Origin of the sequence: Proteus sp. G2669 (assembly GCF_009915245.1) — a bacterium.
Lineage (GTDB): Bacteria > Pseudomonadota > Gammaproteobacteria > Enterobacterales > Enterobacteriaceae > Proteus.
In genome coordinates this window covers 12271-28103 of the sequence record NZ_JAABLX010000055.1, presented here as the reverse complement: position 1 = coordinate 28103, position 15833 = coordinate 12271, and the positions used below count along the sequence as shown (strand labels likewise).

General features: G+C 39.8%; 16 protein-coding genes. 7 read left to right on the top strand and 9 right to left on the bottom strand.

The features are described 5' to 3' along the window. Positions 1 to 18 precede the first annotated feature (18 nt). The 3 genes from lpxM to znuA all read right to left on the bottom strand — a co-directional run bounded on the left by lpxM (position 19) and on the right by znuA (position 3381). Positions 19 to 993: a lauroyl-Kdo(2)-lipid IV(A) myristoyltransferase gene (gene lpxM / locus GWI68_RS17625; protein WP_109408095.1), complete on the bottom strand. Its 975-nt coding sequence runs from the start codon at positions 991 to 993 to the stop codon at positions 19 to 21. Between the two features lie 105 nt (positions 994 to 1098). Further along, positions 1099 to 2424, bottom strand: a complete 1326-nt coding sequence (gene mepM, locus GWI68_RS17620) for a murein DD-endopeptidase MepM (protein WP_109408094.1) — start codon at positions 2422 to 2424, stop codon at positions 1099 to 1101. Positions 2425 to 2436: 12 nt separating this feature from the next. Further along, positions 2437 to 3381 carry a zinc ABC transporter substrate-binding protein ZnuA gene (gene znuA, locus GWI68_RS17615; RefSeq protein ID WP_166541113.1) on the bottom strand — a complete coding sequence of 315 codons (945 nt, stop codon included), beginning with the start codon at positions 3379 to 3381 and terminating at the stop codon, positions 2437 to 2439. Between the two features lie 74 nt (positions 3382 to 3455). On the opposite strand from znuA, the gene znuC reads away from it, so the two are divergent. Beyond that, the gene (znuC, locus tag GWI68_RS17610; RefSeq protein WP_109408092.1) at positions 3456 to 4181 is read left to right on the top strand and encodes a zinc ABC transporter ATP-binding protein ZnuC; all 726 of its coding nucleotides are present in this window, start codon (positions 3456 to 3458) and stop codon (positions 4179 to 4181) included. Continuing rightward, positions 4174 to 4959 carry a zinc ABC transporter permease subunit ZnuB gene (gene znuB / locus GWI68_RS17605; protein ID WP_166541112.1) on the top strand — a complete coding sequence of 262 codons (786 nt, stop codon included), beginning with the start codon at positions 4174 to 4176 and terminating at the stop codon, positions 4957 to 4959. Before znuC ends, znuB begins: the two co-directional genes overlap by 8 nt. Before the next feature lie 93 nt (positions 4960 to 5052). On the opposite strand, the gene ruvB is transcribed toward znuB, so the two are convergent. From ruvB to aspS, 6 genes are all read right to left on the bottom strand, one after another. Beyond that, entirely contained in the window at positions 5053 to 6060 is a 1008-nt protein-coding gene (gene ruvB / locus GWI68_RS17600; protein ID WP_072068210.1) for a Holliday junction branch migration DNA helicase RuvB, read from the bottom strand. A 12-nt stretch (positions 6061 to 6072) separates the two neighbouring features. After that, complete coding sequence (ruvA, locus tag GWI68_RS17595) at positions 6073 to 6693, bottom strand: Holliday junction branch migration protein RuvA (protein ID WP_109407558.1); 621 nt, start codon at positions 6691 to 6693, stop codon at positions 6073 to 6075. A 103-nt stretch (positions 6694 to 6796) separates the two neighbouring features. Next, on the bottom strand, positions 6797 to 7318 hold the full coding sequence (ruvC, locus tag GWI68_RS17590; RefSeq protein ID WP_006536599.1) for a crossover junction endodeoxyribonuclease RuvC: 522 nt from the start codon (positions 7316 to 7318) through the stop codon (positions 6797 to 6799). A 125-nt stretch (positions 7319 to 7443) separates the two neighbouring features. After that, positions 7444 to 8199 (bottom strand): YebC/PmpR family DNA-binding transcriptional regulator, encoded by a 756-nt coding sequence (locus GWI68_RS17585; RefSeq protein ID WP_166541111.1) that lies wholly within the window; start codon positions 8197 to 8199, stop codon positions 7444 to 7446. A gap of 27 nt (positions 8200 to 8226) precedes the next feature. Then, positions 8227 to 8661 (bottom strand): dihydroneopterin triphosphate diphosphatase, encoded by a 435-nt coding sequence (gene nudB, locus GWI68_RS17580; RefSeq protein WP_166541110.1) that lies wholly within the window; start codon positions 8659 to 8661, stop codon positions 8227 to 8229. A 3-nt stretch (positions 8662 to 8664) separates the two neighbouring features. Further along, on the bottom strand, positions 8665 to 10449 hold the full coding sequence (gene aspS, locus GWI68_RS17575) for an aspartate--tRNA ligase (RefSeq protein ID WP_166541109.1): 1785 nt from the start codon (positions 10447 to 10449) through the stop codon (positions 8665 to 8667). A 265-nt stretch (positions 10450 to 10714) separates the two neighbouring features. Between aspS and GWI68_RS17570 the strand changes: the two genes are divergently transcribed. From GWI68_RS17570 to GWI68_RS17550, 5 genes are all read left to right on the top strand, one after another. Beyond that, positions 10715 to 11113: an MAPEG family protein gene (locus GWI68_RS17570; RefSeq protein ID WP_023582071.1), complete on the top strand. Its 399-nt coding sequence runs from the start codon at positions 10715 to 10717 to the stop codon at positions 11111 to 11113. A gap of 187 nt (positions 11114 to 11300) precedes the next feature. After that, positions 11301 to 12053, top strand: coding sequence for a carboxy-S-adenosyl-L-methionine synthase CmoA (gene cmoA / locus GWI68_RS17565; protein ID WP_166541108.1), 753 nt, complete (start codon positions 11301 to 11303; stop codon positions 12051 to 12053). Continuing rightward, positions 12053 to 13027 carry a tRNA 5-methoxyuridine(34)/uridine 5-oxyacetic acid(34) synthase CmoB gene (gene cmoB / locus GWI68_RS17560; RefSeq protein ID WP_166541107.1) on the top strand — a complete coding sequence of 325 codons (975 nt, stop codon included), beginning with the start codon at positions 12053 to 12055 and terminating at the stop codon, positions 13025 to 13027. Before cmoA ends, cmoB begins: the two co-directional genes overlap by 1 nt. A 152-nt stretch (positions 13028 to 13179) precedes the next feature. Beyond that, entirely contained in the window at positions 13180 to 14004 is an 825-nt protein-coding gene (locus GWI68_RS17555) for a hypothetical protein (RefSeq protein ID WP_166541106.1), read from the top strand. Between the two features lie 229 nt (positions 14005 to 14233). Further along, positions 14234 to 15808 (top strand): ATP-binding cassette domain-containing protein, encoded by a 1575-nt coding sequence (locus GWI68_RS17550; RefSeq protein WP_166541105.1) that lies wholly within the window; start codon positions 14234 to 14236, stop codon positions 15806 to 15808. The last annotated feature ends 25 nt before the right edge of the window (positions 15809 to 15833 follow it).

Below are 15833 nucleotides of genomic sequence, written 5' to 3'. Positions count from 1 at the left end.
TTCTTTTTCGTTCAAGAACTAGTCCAAAATATTCTCACGAGCGTAAGGCTCTATTTCGCCCTCTTTACGTGTCTTCAGTAATTTTAATATCCACGTATATTGCTCGGGTGTCGGTGTCACTAGTGCTTCTAACTCTTCATTCATTCTGCGTGCAATGTACGCATCATCTTTATCTTCAATATCATCCATTGGTTCACGAATAATAATGTGAAGCTGATGTGTTTTATGACAATACACTGGGAACAACGGCACAATAGCTGCTCGGCATACTTTCATTAATCGCCCAATCGCAGGCAATGTCGCCTTATAGGTACCGAAAAAATCCACAAATTGGCTATGCTCTGCACCATGATCTTGATCTGGTAGATAATAGCCCCAGTAACCTTGCCGCACAGAAGAAATAAAAGGCTTAATACCTGCTTCGCGGGAATGTAATCGCCCATCAAAATGGTGGCGTGCTTTATTCCATAAATAATCAGCCACGGGATCTTTTTGGTGGTGAAACATCGCCGCCATTTGCTGACCTTTGGCGGCTAATAACATGGCAGGGATATCAACCGCCCAACCATGTGGCACCATAAAAATGACATTACGGCCTTGCTCTTTAAAACGTTCGATGATCTCTAAGCCTTGCCAGCTTGTTCGTTTTAATATGTGCTCAGGCCCTCTTAAACAAAGCTCGGCTAGCATCACAAAGGATTGGGGAGCCGTTTCAAACATACTATCAAGAACTGTTTCACGTTGTGTTTTATCCCATTTTGGAAAACAGTATCTCAAGTTGATATCTGCACGACGTCTTGCGCTTTTCGCTTTACGCCCAACAAAACGACCAATAGAAGCAAGAAATGGATCACGCCATTTTACTGGCATATAAGCCAATGCACTTAAAACACCAGCACCTATCCAAGTCCCCCAGTGACGAGGATGTAAATATGCACGGTGAAAAGTAGGCACATAACCCGCTTTGCTATCTGTATCTTTTTCTTTATTCATCAGATAACTCTCTGAACTGACACCCCTAATAGGCGTAAAAAACGTTAAAACAAAAACGGATGATATCAATCATCCGCTTTTATGTCTTTAAGATCGTGTTTATTGTCAATCGGCTAGCACTAATTGAGGCTTAATCTCTTTGACCTTCGCTAGGTATTCTTGCTTGTCTTTGCCTGTTAAACCATCAGCACGAGGTAATGTTGCTGTTAATGGATTAACTGCTTGTTGGTTGATCCACAGTTCATAGTGTAAATGAGGCCCTGTAGAACGCCCTGTATTACCTGATAACGCAATTCTATCGCCACGTTTAACACGTTGGCCAGGTTTTACTAATAATTGACGTAAATGCATATAACGCGTGGTGTATTGGCTACCATGGCGAATAGCGATAAAGTTACCTGCAGCACCGCTATATTTTGCCACAATCACTTCGCCATCTCCTGTTGCTAATACTGGTGTACCTACTGGCATAGCAAAATCGACACCTTTATGAGCAGCTAAACGTCCTGTAACAGGGTTAATACGACGAGGATTAAATTGAGAAGACACTCTAAATTGCTTGACCGTTGGGAAACGCATAAAACCACGTTCTAATCCACCCGCTTGGCTATCGTAAAAACGGCCATCTTCAGCAAGGAACGCATAATAATCTTTACCTGCACTACGTAAACGAACACCAATTAGCTCACTTTGCTCAGTGCGTCCATCGAGCACTTCACGAGAAAACAGTGCCGCAAATTGGTCACCACTTTGTAATTTTTTAAAGTCTACTTGCCACTGTAGTGCTTTAGTAACAGCACGAGCTTCAGCGTTAGTTAAACCTGCATTTGTTGCACTAACAGAAAAACTGCCTCGAATAACACCTGTCGTTACGCTATTTTTCCATTCCCCTTTTTGAAACTCTTTTGTTTCTTTAAAACCCGTTTCTGTACGGGTATAAACGCGAGTTTCACGACGAGAAACACCCCAGCTTAATTCTTGCAGTAACCCATTATCATCAAGTTCCCAGCTAATTGGTTGCCCAATTTTAAGATTTCTGAGATCTTTATTTTGATTAGAGATAGTTGCGATATCAGCAGAATCAATACCAAACTGAGTCAGTATTGAACTCAATGAATCCCCACTAGACACAATATAAGTATGAGGAACTTGTGCGACGGTTGTACTTGTATCTGTGCCGTCATCTGCACCAACTAAGCCTTCGTCTGTAAGTTGATCGCTACTATCAGTGATGATGTCATCGGTATTTTCGCCTTGATTAGCGAGAGGCATTTGAATACTGACAGGGACTTCTCGGCTTTGTTCATTTTGAAGAACCACTGGCCGCCAAATCGCGACGGCCAATGTTGCTGCAGTTAACGAACCAAGCATGATTTTATGTGGGAGTGGTAAACTTAAATATACCTGTGCAATGGATTTCTTCTGCTGCACGCTCTTAATTCCTTATTGTGTTTCATTCAGGCAGCTCGCATATTGGTTAGCTAGTTGGGTAAGGAATTTCACATAGCTCTCTTGAGTTAGAGCAATCCCACTTCCTAGGGGGTCTAATACACCCATTTTAACCCCAGTGCCTTTCGCCACTGTTTCTATTACTGTCGGCCTAAATTGTGGCTCAGCAAAAATGCAGGTTGCTTTTTGCTCAACCAACTGTGTTCGTATTTGATGTAATTTCTGCGCACCTGGCTGTATTTCAGGGTTGATAGTAAAATGACCTAATGGCTTTAAATTATAATGTTTTTCGAAGTAGCCATAAGCATCATGAAAGACAAAATAACCCTTATTTCTAACAGGCGACAGAATATTAACAAGATTCTTATCAGTTTGCTTGAGTTGTTCGCTGAATTTACCTAGGTTTACGTCCAGAAGTTCTTTTTTATCTGGATAAAGTGCAATTAACCTTTCATGGATCTGTTTTGCAGACGACAACGCAATCTCTGGTGATAACCAGATGTGCATATTATAATCACCATGAGAATGATGTTCGTGATTTTCCTCATGTTTATGCACATTGTCATCATCATCTTTCAATAAAAGCGACTTTATTTCGTCAGTTTCCGCTAAAGCCAACTTATGATTGTCTGTAAGTCTGTTTAATGGCCTATCTAAAAACACTTCCATATCAGGCCCAACCCATACCATTAGGTCTGCAGAAGTAATTTTTTTCAAATCAGAGGGTTTTAATGCGTAATCATGTGGAGATGCACCATCCGGTAATAAAACTTCCGTTGGGGTCACCCCGTCAGCGATAGCGGCGGCAATAAACCCGATAGGTCGTATAGAAGTCACCACATCAGCCTGAACAGAAGCGCTGAATGAACTTATCATCGCTGTCGCTAAAAATGATTTCAATAAAAAACGATGCGCAAATTTGTTGTTTTTATGTAACATAGGAAGAATTCTCGTGAATCATCATTGGAAATGTTATATTATAACGTTTCAATGATTCTGCAAGTGCTAATTTTATGTCTGACTTGATTTGTTTAAAATCGGTTTCTGTTTCTTTTGGTGAAAGAGAAATTTTAAAAGATATCTCTTTTGATTTAAAAGCAGGCCGTATTCTTACTTTACTTGGCCCTAATGGTGCGGGTAAATCCACGGTTATCCGTTTAGTTCTTGGATTATTAAATCCAACCTCAGGAAAAGTAGAACGCCATAATACGTTACGTATTGGTTATGTTCCTCAAAAGCTTTATCTTGACCCTACAATGCCATTGACAGTTAAGCGCTTTATGACGCTAAAACCCGGTGTACAAGATAAAGATATTCTCCCTGCCCTTGAGCGTGTTAATGCAGCTAAATTAATCAATCAACCCATGCAAAAACTGTCTGGTGGTGAATCTCAGCGCGTGTTATTAGCAAGAGCCTTGCTTAATCAACCTCAACTTTTAGTCTTAGATGAACCGACTCAAGGTGTTGATGTTAATGGGCAACTGGCCCTTTATGATTTAATTAATCAACTTCGTAATGAATTAGGTTGCGCCATTTTGATGGTTTCTCATGATCTTCATTTAGTCATGGCAAAAACAGATGAAGTGCTCTGTTTAAATGGTCATATTTGCTGTTCAGGCACACCAGATGTTGTTTCATCTCACCCAGAATTTATTGCTATGTTTGGTAGTCGTGGTGCTGAACAACTAGGTATTTATCGTCATCATCACCAGCATAGTAAGGAGTGTCGTCATGATTGAGTTGCTGTTACCGGGTTGGATTGCCGGTATGCTCTTAGCAATGGCGGCAGGCCCTCTGGGCTCTTTTGTCGTTTGGCGTCGTATGTCTTATTTTGGTGATACCTTAGCTCATGCCTCACTACTTGGTGTTGCTTTTGGTTTGCTATTTAATATTGAGCCTTTTTATGCCGTTATTGCCGTCACACTTCTTTTAGCTATTTTATTAGTATGGTTAGAATTAAAACCACAACTTTCTGTTGATACCCTTTTAGGGATCATGGCACACAGTGCGCTTTCTTTAGGGCTTGTGGTCGTCAGTTTAATGTCGAATGTGCGCGTTGATTTAATGGCATACCTATTTGGTGATTTACTGTCTGTAAACTATCAAGACGTTATCAGTATCTTTATTGGCGTTGTGATTGTTTTATTTGTGATTATCCGTTCATGGCGTCCATTGCTTTCTATGACTATTAATCAAGATATGGCCTTTGTTGATGGCGTAAATATTCAGAGAGAACGCTTAAAGCTAATGATGATCACCGCACTAACCATTGGTTTAGCCATGAAGTTTGTTGGAGCATTAATTATCACCTCACTGCTCATTATCCCTGCCGCAACGGCGCGTCGTTTTGCTCGTTCACCAGAACAAATGGCTGTGATCGCAATCGCTGTTGGTATGCTGGCAATTACTGGCGGTTTAACCTTCTCTGCTTTCTATGACACTCCTGCAGGCCCTTCTGTTGTTTTAGCGGCGAGTTGCCTATTTATCTTGAGTTTATTTGCACCCACTAAACAGTAATCAAATAATCCAAATTTAATACAAAAATAACCCTTGATGAAATGACTCCATCAAGGGTTATTTTTTATTTATGATAAATGGCAGAACGTAAATTTAGTCTTCTACGATACGATTAAAATGGCGATAGGCATGGTTAGTGGCAACCCGGCCTCTTGGTGTGCGCTGAATAAACCCTTGTTGAATTAAATAAGGCTCTAACACATCTTCTATAGTTTCACGCTCTTCACCAATAGCTGCCGCAAGGTTATCTAATCCTACTGGGCCACCCATAAATTTATCAATAATGGCAAAAAGAAGTTTGCGATCTAAATAGTCAAAACCCGCAGCATCCACATTTAACATATCAAGCGCTTTAGAGGCAGTATCCTCATCGATGGCTCCATTACCTTTAACCTGTGCAAAGTCTCGTACTCGGCGTAATAATCGGTTAGTAATACGTGGTGTACCTCGTGAGCGCATTGCTATTTGACGCGCACCTTCATCTGTCATCTCTAATCCCATAAAGCTGGCGCTGCGAGAGACAATGTGTTGGAGATCGTCAACATTATAAAACTCAAGGCGTTGAACAATACCAAAACGGTCACGCAAAGGTGATGTTAAAGAGCCAGCTCTTGTGGTTGCTCCCACTAAAGTAAATGGCGGTAGATCAATTTTAATTGAACGTGCGGCAGGCCCTTCACCAATCATAATATCAAGCTGGTAATCTTCCATCGCAGGATAAAGGATTTCTTCAACAACCGGGGAAAGTCGATGAATTTCATCAATAAACAGTACGTCATGAGGCTCAAGGTTAGTTAGCATCGCGGCTAAATCTCCTGCTTTTTCAAGTACAGGGCCTGATGTCGTACGCAAGTTAACCCCCATTTCATTAGCAATGATATTTGCCAATGTAGTTTTGCCTAATCCAGGAGGGCCAAAAATAAGCAAATGGTCGAGTGCATCATGACGTAATTTAGCCGCCTGAATAAAAATCTCCATCTGTTCACGAACTTGTGGTTGCCCAACATATTCGGCAAGAGATTTAGGGCGAATAGCCCTATCTATTATTTCTTCTTCAGGTTGTTGAATTTCTGCTGAAATCAGGCGATCTGCTTCAATCACAATGTGTTACTCCTAAATAGCCGCGCGCAATGCTTCTTTGATAAGCGTTTCACTATCTGAGCCCAGTTTTGCTACTTTACTGATCATTTTTGCTGCTTCTTGTGGTTTATAGCCCAATGCGATTAATGCAGCAGAAGCTTCAGCTTCAATATCAGCCGCTTTTGGCGCTTTAGGTGAAGCACTTTCTGGTAATTCAATATCGCTATTTTCGAATAAATCACCATTAAGACCCTTGAAGCGGTCTTTCATTTCAACCACTAAACGTTCTGCTGTTTTCTTACCCACGCCGGGTAATTTTACTAATGAAGAGATAGATTCATTTTCAATCGCTGTCACAAATTGGCGAGCCGACATACCCGATAAAATAGCGAGTGCCAGTTTCGGGCCGACGCCATTGACTTTAATTAATTCACGAAAGAGTGCGCGTTCTTGTTTTTGGTTAAAACCATAAAGTAATTGAGCATCTTCACGTACGATAAATTGCGTATAGATAATGGCTTCTTGGCCAATATCGGGCAGTTCATAAAAACAGGTCATTGGCATATTAATTTCATAACCTACACCATTACCTGCCTCGATCAGCACCACTGGCGGCTGTTTTTCAAGAATAATTCCTCTGATACGACCTATCACCCTAACGCCTCCGCAAATATATTTACGCCAAGTTTATAACATAAAAAAAGCTGGACGTATATCCAGCCTGTGAAAAACCAAAGACATTTACCAAGATAACAACTTATCTTAATCTACCTCGCGTTAAAACTAATCGAGGATCACCCACACGTAATAAATTTTGGTTAAAGTGGCAATGTGTGATAGCAATTGCTAAGGCATCGGCGGCATCTGATTGTGGTGCGGCAGATAGCTTTAATATTGAACGCACCATATGTTGCACTTGGCTTTTTTCGGCAGCACCCGTACCCACAACCGTTTGTTTAACCTGGCGAGCCGCATATTCAAAAACAGGTAAATCGTTATTTACCGCAGCCAATATCGCCACACCTCGTGCTTGCCCTAGTTTTAATGCAGAATCCGCATTTTTAGCCATAAACACTTGTTCAACCGCAAACACATCTGGCGAAAATTGCGTAATTATTTCGCTAACACCTGCATAAATACGTTTAAGTCGATTAGGAAGGTCGGGAACTTGTGTGCGAATGCAACCGCTTCCCAAATAGATAAGTTGTCGCCCTTGTTGTCGAATTACACCGTAGCCTGTAACGCGCGAACCGGGGTCTATACCTAGAATGATAGCCATATCAATTCCTGTTGCCGATATGGTCGATGGCGAGAGAAAAGAGCAAAAAAATCTGCTCTGCTCTTCTCTTCGCACTTTTTAATAACAGCAATCAACACTGTTATTTTCGATAAACGTTAGAACGATTACAGGATATCTTCCAGTTGTTTTGCAACTTCATCAGAGATATCACCGTTGTGATACACTTCTTGCACATCATCACTGTCTTCTAACATATCAATAAGACGCATTAATTTTGGTGCTGTTTCAATATCCAATTCTGCTTTTGTTGATGGGATCATGGAAACTTCTGCTGATTCCGCAACAAAACCTGCCGCATCCATCGCATCTTTCACTTCACCAAACGACTCTGGTGTGGTGTAAACATCAATAGCGCCATCATCATAAGTTTCAACGTCATCCGCACCCGCTTCTAACGCAGCTTCCATAACCGCATCTTCATCAACACCTGGTGCGTAAGAAATGACGCCTTTTTTGGTGAAAAGATAAGAAACTGAACCATCTGTTCCTAAGTTACCACCTGTTTTGGTAAATGCATGGCGAACATCGGAAACAGTACGGTTACGATTATCACTTAAGCATTCAACCATCACAGCAGTACCTGCTGGGCCATAGCCTTCATAAATGATAGTTTCCATATTATCGTTATCATCATTACCCACACCGCGTGCAATTGCACGGTTCAAGGTGTCACGAGTCATGTTGTTCGATAATGCTTTATCAACTGCCGCACGTAAACGCGGGTTAGTTGCAGGATCACCACCACCTAAACGTGCTGCTGTAACCAATTCACGGATGATTTTAGTGAAAATTTTACCGCGTTTCGCATCTTGCGCTGCTTTACGGTGTTTTGTATTGGCCCATTTACTATGACCTGCCATGAAATATCTCCAAACGTGGTCTAATCATTAAATAACAAATTCTTCAATCGCTTGCTGATTACTGGCGGATTTTGTTAATTTTGCCGCCAGTGGCGCGTCTAGCCATTGGTATTGCGAATGCTCAGTTAGCACAAGCTCTCGCTCTGCGGGCAGTGCTAATGTAAACCAATGTTCCTGACAATGTGTCACATCGGGTGCATAACGATGCCGAAAATGTGCAAAAATCTCAAAAAGAATTGAGCGATGGCAATCCACCAACTCAAGATTTTCTTTTATGATATCAATTCCAACTTCTTCTTGCACTTCGCGCAACGCCGTTTGAAAAGGCATTTCTTCCGCTTCTAAACTACCAGTCACAGATTGCCAGAAATCAGGATCATCTCGACGCTTTAGCATAAGCGCCCGTTTGGTCTCTTTTGCATAAATAACAACTAAAACGGATATCGGGCGCTTATATTTCATTATTTACTCTTTATCTTCGCTAACTTCTTTTTGAGTTACTGCAATTGCTAGTTCTTTTAAAGAATCAGCATTAGCAAAACTCGGTGCGTTAGTCATTAAACACGCTGCAGCTGTTGTTTTAGGGAATGCAATAACATCACGGATATTATCAGTCCCTGTTAACAACATCACTAAACGGTCTAAACCAAAAGCTAAACCTGCATGTGGTGGTGTACCAAATTTAAGTGCATCTAATAAGAAACCGAATTTCTCTTGTTGCTCATCTGGCGAAATACCTAAAATGCTAAATACCGCTTGTTGCATTTCATTACGGTGAATACGTACAGAGCCACCACCTACTTCATAACCGTTGATAACCATATCATACGCATTTGCTACCGCACCCACTGGATGTGCTGTCAGCTCAACAGGTGATAAGTCTTTTGGTGAAGTAAATGGATGGTGCATTGCACTTAAACTCCCCGTTTCTTCATCTTCTTCAAACATTGGGAAGTCAATAACCCATAATGGTTTCCATGCATTTAAGTCTGTCAGTTCAAGATCACGACCCACTTTCAAACGCAGAGCACCCATTGCATCACTCATAGTGCCTTTACGGCCTGCACCAAAGAAGATTAAATCACCATCAGTTGCACCTGTTGTTTCTAAAATAGCGTTAACAACATCATTAGTCAGGAATTTAGCAATTGGGCTTTGTACACCTTCAATGCCTTTAGCACTTTCGTTGACTTTCATCCACGCAAGGCCTTTAGCGCCGTAAATACCAACAAATTGTGTATACTCATCGATATTTTTACGGGTTAATGATGCGCCACCTGGCACACGCAGTGCGATAACACGGCATTTCTCATCATTAGCGGCTTGAGCAAATACACTGAACTCAACATCTTTGACTAAATCAGCAATGTCTTTGAGTTCCATTGGGTTACGTAAATCAGGTTTGTCTGAACCATAACGACGCATTGCTTCAGCAAAGGTCATGACAGGGAACGCACCTAAATCAACATTAAGAATATCCAACCATAATGCGTGGATCATACGCTCCATCACTTCGCGCACTTGATCTGCACTCATGAAAGAGGTTTCAACATCGATTTGTGTAAATTCAGGCTGACGGTCGGCACGTAAGTCTTCATCACGGAAGCATTTTACGATTTGATAATAACGGTCAAAGCCAGACATCATTAACAGCTGTTTAAAAAGCTGTGGTGATTGTGGTAATGCGTAGAATTTACCTTTGTGTACACGACTTGGTACTAAATAGTCACGCGCCCCTTCTGGTGTCGCTTTTGTCAGCATTGGAGTTTCAACATCAAGGAAACCTTCACCATCCATAAAACGGCGAACAAAGCTTGTGATTTTAGCTCGGGTTTTTAAGCGATCAGACATTTCAGGGCGACGCAGGTCTAAATAACGATAAGTTAAACGACGCTCTTCAGTATTTGTTTGATTACTATCTAACGGTAATGGCTCTGAACGGTTAAAAATAGACAGAGATTCTGCCGCTAACTCAATTTCACCTGTTGCCATATTTTTGTTAATTTGGCTATCAGGACGAGCGCGTACTGTTCCTGTGACTTGAATACAAAATTCATTACGCAGTTCTGATGCCTGAGAAAATGCCTCTTTCTGCTCTGGGTCAAAGAAAACTTGAACAATACCTTCGCGATCTCGCATATCAATAAAGATAAGTCCACCTAAGTCACGGCGACGGTTAACCCAACCACAAAGAGTCACTTTTTGGCCCACATGGGCACTATTCAACTGCCCACAATAATTAGTACGCATACAATATCCTTTTACTCAGCTTGTTGTGCTTTCTGCTGCGGAAATTTTGGCAATAGTCTTTTTCGAGTAGTGTCAAAAAAAGGCAGACATTATAACGAAAATTCTTCCTGGAGATAAGAGTATAGACCTAGTTTATATGATACATCTTTTCAAGGATTTGCTAATCCCCAAACAATTAATTAATAATAATTATTTATAGCGACAGAAGTCGCTTTGAGGTTTATCATTAAATTCGCCGTTTTTTGGCTTTGGCAATGGAGAAAAGATGGTTAGCTCGCTTTATATCGTACTGGGCGCACTATTATTGATTAAATTGTCCCTCAATGTCGTAAAACTCAGAACACAATATCGGGTTGCTTATGGTGATGGTGGCTTTTATGAATTACAAACCGCCATCCGTGTTCACGGCAATGCGGTAGAATATATTCCTATTTCTATGATCTTATTGCTGGTCATGGAAATGAATGGTGCTTTTGTTTGGATGGTACACATCTGTGGCTCAATTTTAATCGCAGGTCGCTTCTTACACTCTTATGGATTAAAACACCGTGAACTTCGCTGGCGTCGTTCAGGCATGGCCGCCACTTACTTATCAATGGTATTGATGATCATTGCTAATATTTATTTCCTTCCTTGGATTCAAATCTTTTCCTTTTATTACTAAGTCCTCGTGGGAATAACATGATCATCCATGATCAAAACCGACATCCTTGCTGTTGTGTCTAATAACGGCAAGGTATCAAAAAGGTTTATTTATTTTTTCCAATTTCTTTCTAAATAATGCAACTTTGTGAGCACCGTCGCTTCTGGTAGAATGCTTGCTTCTTTTATTCCTTAAACCTATTTTAGTTATGTCGAATTCAAAATCATCACAACAAGACAGCTTATTTGCGACACCTATTGCAAACCTTGGTGACTGGCGCTTTGATGAAAAAGTCGCTGAAGTGTTTCCTGATATGATAAAACGCTCAGTACCCGGTTATTCAAATATCATCTCTATGATTGGTATGCTTGCAGGCCGCTTTGTTACACCCAATAGCCAAGTCTATGATTTAGGCTGTTCTTTAGGTGCAGCAACCCTTTCGATGCGTCGTAATATTGATGTGACAGGCTGCAAAATTATTGGTGTTGATAATTCATCGGCTATGGTAGAGCGTTGTCAACGCCATATTGATGCCTATAAAGCAGATACTCCCGTCGATATTATTGAGGGGGATATACTCGATATTGAGATCAATAATGCCTCAATGGTCGTGCTTAACTTCACCTTACAATTCTTAGCACCAAACGATCGCCAAATATTATTAAACCGCATTTACCAAGGCCTTAATCCTGGGGGTGTGTTAGTTCTTTCTGAAAAATTCAGTTTTGAAGATAAAGAAATTGGTGAATTATTGTTTAATATGCACCATGATTTCAAACGCGCTAATGGTTACAGCGAATTAGAAATTAGCCAAAAACGTAGCATGTTAGAAAATGTCATGCTGACAGACTCTGTTGAAACCCATAAAACTCGCTTACATAATGCGGGTTTCCCTCATGCAGAAGTTTGGTTCCAATGTTTTAATTTTGGCTCTCTTTTAGCGATTAAAGGCAATAACTAATGATTAATTTTGGTTCGTTCTATCAACTTATTGCGCAAGATGAGCGCTTATTTCATTGGTTAGATACATTACCTGCTCAATTATCAGAATGGCGCTCAAACGCGTTACACGGTCACTTTTCCTCATGGGAAAGAATGCTCGATGGTTTGCCTGAAATAACCCCTACTGAGCTTGACTTAAAAAATGGAGTGATTGCCAATAAAACACCTACATTAAGTGCCGGCGAACAACTAGGTTTAAATAATATTCTGAAATCCTTAATGCCATGGCGAAAAGGCCCTTTCTCTCTTTATGGGGTCGATATTGATACAGAGTGGCGTTCAGATTGGAAATGGGATCGTGTTTTACCTCACCTTTCCCCTCTTGAAGGCCGTTTAGTGTTGGATGTAGGTTGTGGCAGTGGCTATCACATGTGGCGAATGTTAGGTGAAGGTGCTGAGTTTGTTGTCGGGATCGACCCTACTCAACTTTTCTTGTGCCAATTTGAAGCCGTCAGAAAATTATTAGGGAATGATCAACGTGCACATTTAATTCCTGTTGGTATTGAACAAATGCCAGAATTAAAAGCCTTTGATACCGTATTCTCAATGGGTGTACTTTATCATCGTCGTTCACCGCTTGATCATTTATGGCAATTAAAAAATCAATTGGTTTCAGGCGGTGAATTAGTATTAGAAAGCCTCGTTGTTGATGGTGATGAATTTCAATGTCTGATCCCTGGTGAACGTTATGCACAAATGCGTAACGTGTATTTTATTCCATCGGCAAAAATGCTAAAAGTTTGGTTAGAGAAATGTGGTTTTAAAGATGTACACATTGTCGATGAAAACACAACCTCTCTGGATGAACAACGTAAAACAGATTGGATGATAACGGATTCATTAGATGCATTCTTAGATGCTGACGATAAAACAAAAACAGTTGAAGGTTATCCAGCACCTAAGCGTGCAATATTAATTGCAACTAAGCCTTAAATTTGATTTATTTTAAGTGTGCTACAAATAATCATTATAAAAAGGGTATCTTATAGAGATATCCTTTTTTCTATATTAAATTGTATTTAAAAATGACTTCATCAAACTTGGATCTATTTATAACTATAAAATTGGCTCTATAAAAGCTCACTATGGCAAAATATAAAGAAAATAAGCAAGCTAAACAAAAAAGGATCGCACAACAAAAGCAGCAATCTCTGGTTCTTAATAAGCAACGAAAAGAGAGTGAAAAGCGAGAGCTGTTTTTTGCTAAGCAAAATTTTTTAGCAGAAGAATCACCCGTTACACTTACACCATTACAGCGTAAAATCAGTGAGTTATTCTCTTGGTTTGATTATTTTACCCAATTTTTCTATATCGCTTTTATTATTACCGTTTGGTGCTATCCCGCATTATTTAGTGTTCAGACCATTTATAATTTAACCGTTATTTTTATCTTTGAATTTATTCTGGTCCATTCAGGCCTATTTATGGCTGTATTAGCACGCACTAAGCTTATCTTTGTTCTTATCCCCGTTTATAGCGTATTTGCCTTTATGATTAATAGTTTTGTCATGGGCGATGAAAATATTGTGCTTTGGCTCTACGCCGTTATCGTCGCTAATCGCCTTATTGGTAGCTATCAAGCAAAAAGTAGAGAAGCTTGGAATAAAAACATTCTTAATTCTGCATATATGACGCTAAATTTTCTATTTTGTATTTTCTTAATTGCAATAATTCGATTTATTATTCCTTACGGTGGTTTAACACCCGAATATCTAGATAAAATAAATTATCTAAATTTAATTACCTCGCATAGTGAATATTTTAATGCGCCTCATGTTGGTATGGCATTAGGTACACTTCTATATACCATTCCTTTTATTTTTTTGACAATTACAATGTTTTCACCTCTTTATAAAAAAATTAAATTTATTTATAACAGAGAAAAAGTAACTCGAAGGTCACAACGTTAATTGCCTATTGATCAGGGGATGTTTATCGCTATAATGAGCTGGTTACCTATCCTATTTTATTTTATTTTTAAGAAGGCACTCCCCTACGATGAATTAAATTCTGCCAGAAAATTATTCAAATACCTTTTGGGGTATTCATTTTCTGTTACTGGCAGACAATAATTTATTTCGTCGCATCTAGAAAAAGATCTCGGCTGTCTGCCACCTATTTCGCTTAGGAGGTATTACTATGACAATAGCCTGTCACTTCTCACAACTTACAATCGAGTTTAATCAAAAACGTCTTTTTCCACCATTAACTCGCTCATTGGCTTGTCAGCACAATGCATTAATCGGCAATAACGGTAAAGGGAAATCTATACTACTAAGATTATTAGCACAAAAAATAACACCTTCATCTGGGCAAGTTAATTGGAATATGCCTTTTGTTCACGTTGATCAATTAACACGATTACAAGGTAATACACTTGCCCAAGCGTTAGATATTCATGAAATTTATCAAGCATTCCAACGTGTTGATGCCGGTATTGCTACATTAGAAGATATTGAGTTGCTTGATGGCAAATGGCAACTTCCTGTTACGTGGCAGAATTTATTAGATTCAGCACAACTCCCTGTCGCATTAGAGACTCCTATTACGCATTTAAGTGGTGGAGAACAAACACGTTTAGCACTTTGCCGCGCTTTTTTATGCGAGCAGAGTTTTCTACTCTTAGATGAGCCAGATAACCATCTTGATTATCAAGGACAACAATGGCTAATAAAACAGTTAGCTCAGCACAAAGCAGGCTCTCTTATTGTTAGTCATAATCGAAACTTGCTCTCATATGCGGACACTATTCTTGAATTAAGTGAGAAAGGTTTATCTGAATATGGTGGAAATTATGCTTTATATGAAACACAAAAAAGTGCAGAAATAGCCTCGTTGGAAGCCGCAAGTGATCGACTAAACAGCCAAATTAAAAATGAGAAACGCCAGCAACAAGCGACATTACAAAAAGCCGCACAACGAAAACGACAAGGCGAATCAATTAGGCAAAGTGGCTCCCAGTGCTTACTTTTATTGGATATGCAAAAAAATAGAGCAGAACAACGCCAATCAGCCGTAGCAAAACGGCATCAGCGTGTAATAGAAGATATGCAATCTCAAAAACAAGGTGTCGATGAAGAAAAAGTGCATATTCATCAGCAGAAAATGATCTTGAATTATCAAAGCGATGGGCATCGTTTAAATGTATTTGTAGATAATCTTCAGCTTCCGTATGGTTATCAGCGCCCTATTTCATTCTCAGCCTACGGTAATGAGCATTGGCATATTAAAGGTAAAAATGGGTGTGGAAAATCGACATTATTGAAATGTCTGATCCAACAATTTAGCCCACGCTCTGGTGAGTTTCGTCTTAATAAAAACTTTTGTTATCTTGATCAACATCTTGCACTACTTGATAAAACATTACCTGTTGCACAAGCACTACACCAATATCAACCCGCTATTTCTATCGAGCAATGGCGAACACGGCTGGGTATGTTAAGGATCAGAGGCGATAACTCATTACTCCCTCTAGAAAAACTAAGTGGTGGCGAACAATTAAAAGCAACGTTATTGGCTTTAACCCAGAGTCCAATTCCCCCTGCGGTATTATTGCTTGATGAACCAGATAATCACCTTGATATTGGATCTAAACAATTATTGGAAAATTTACTCGTTGAATATCAAGGTACATTATTACTGGTTTCGCATGATGAAGCTTTTGTGGAACGCTGTGGTATTACACATACATTATTATTAGGCGAGGTTATATAAAAAAACTGCGCCATAAAGGCGCAGT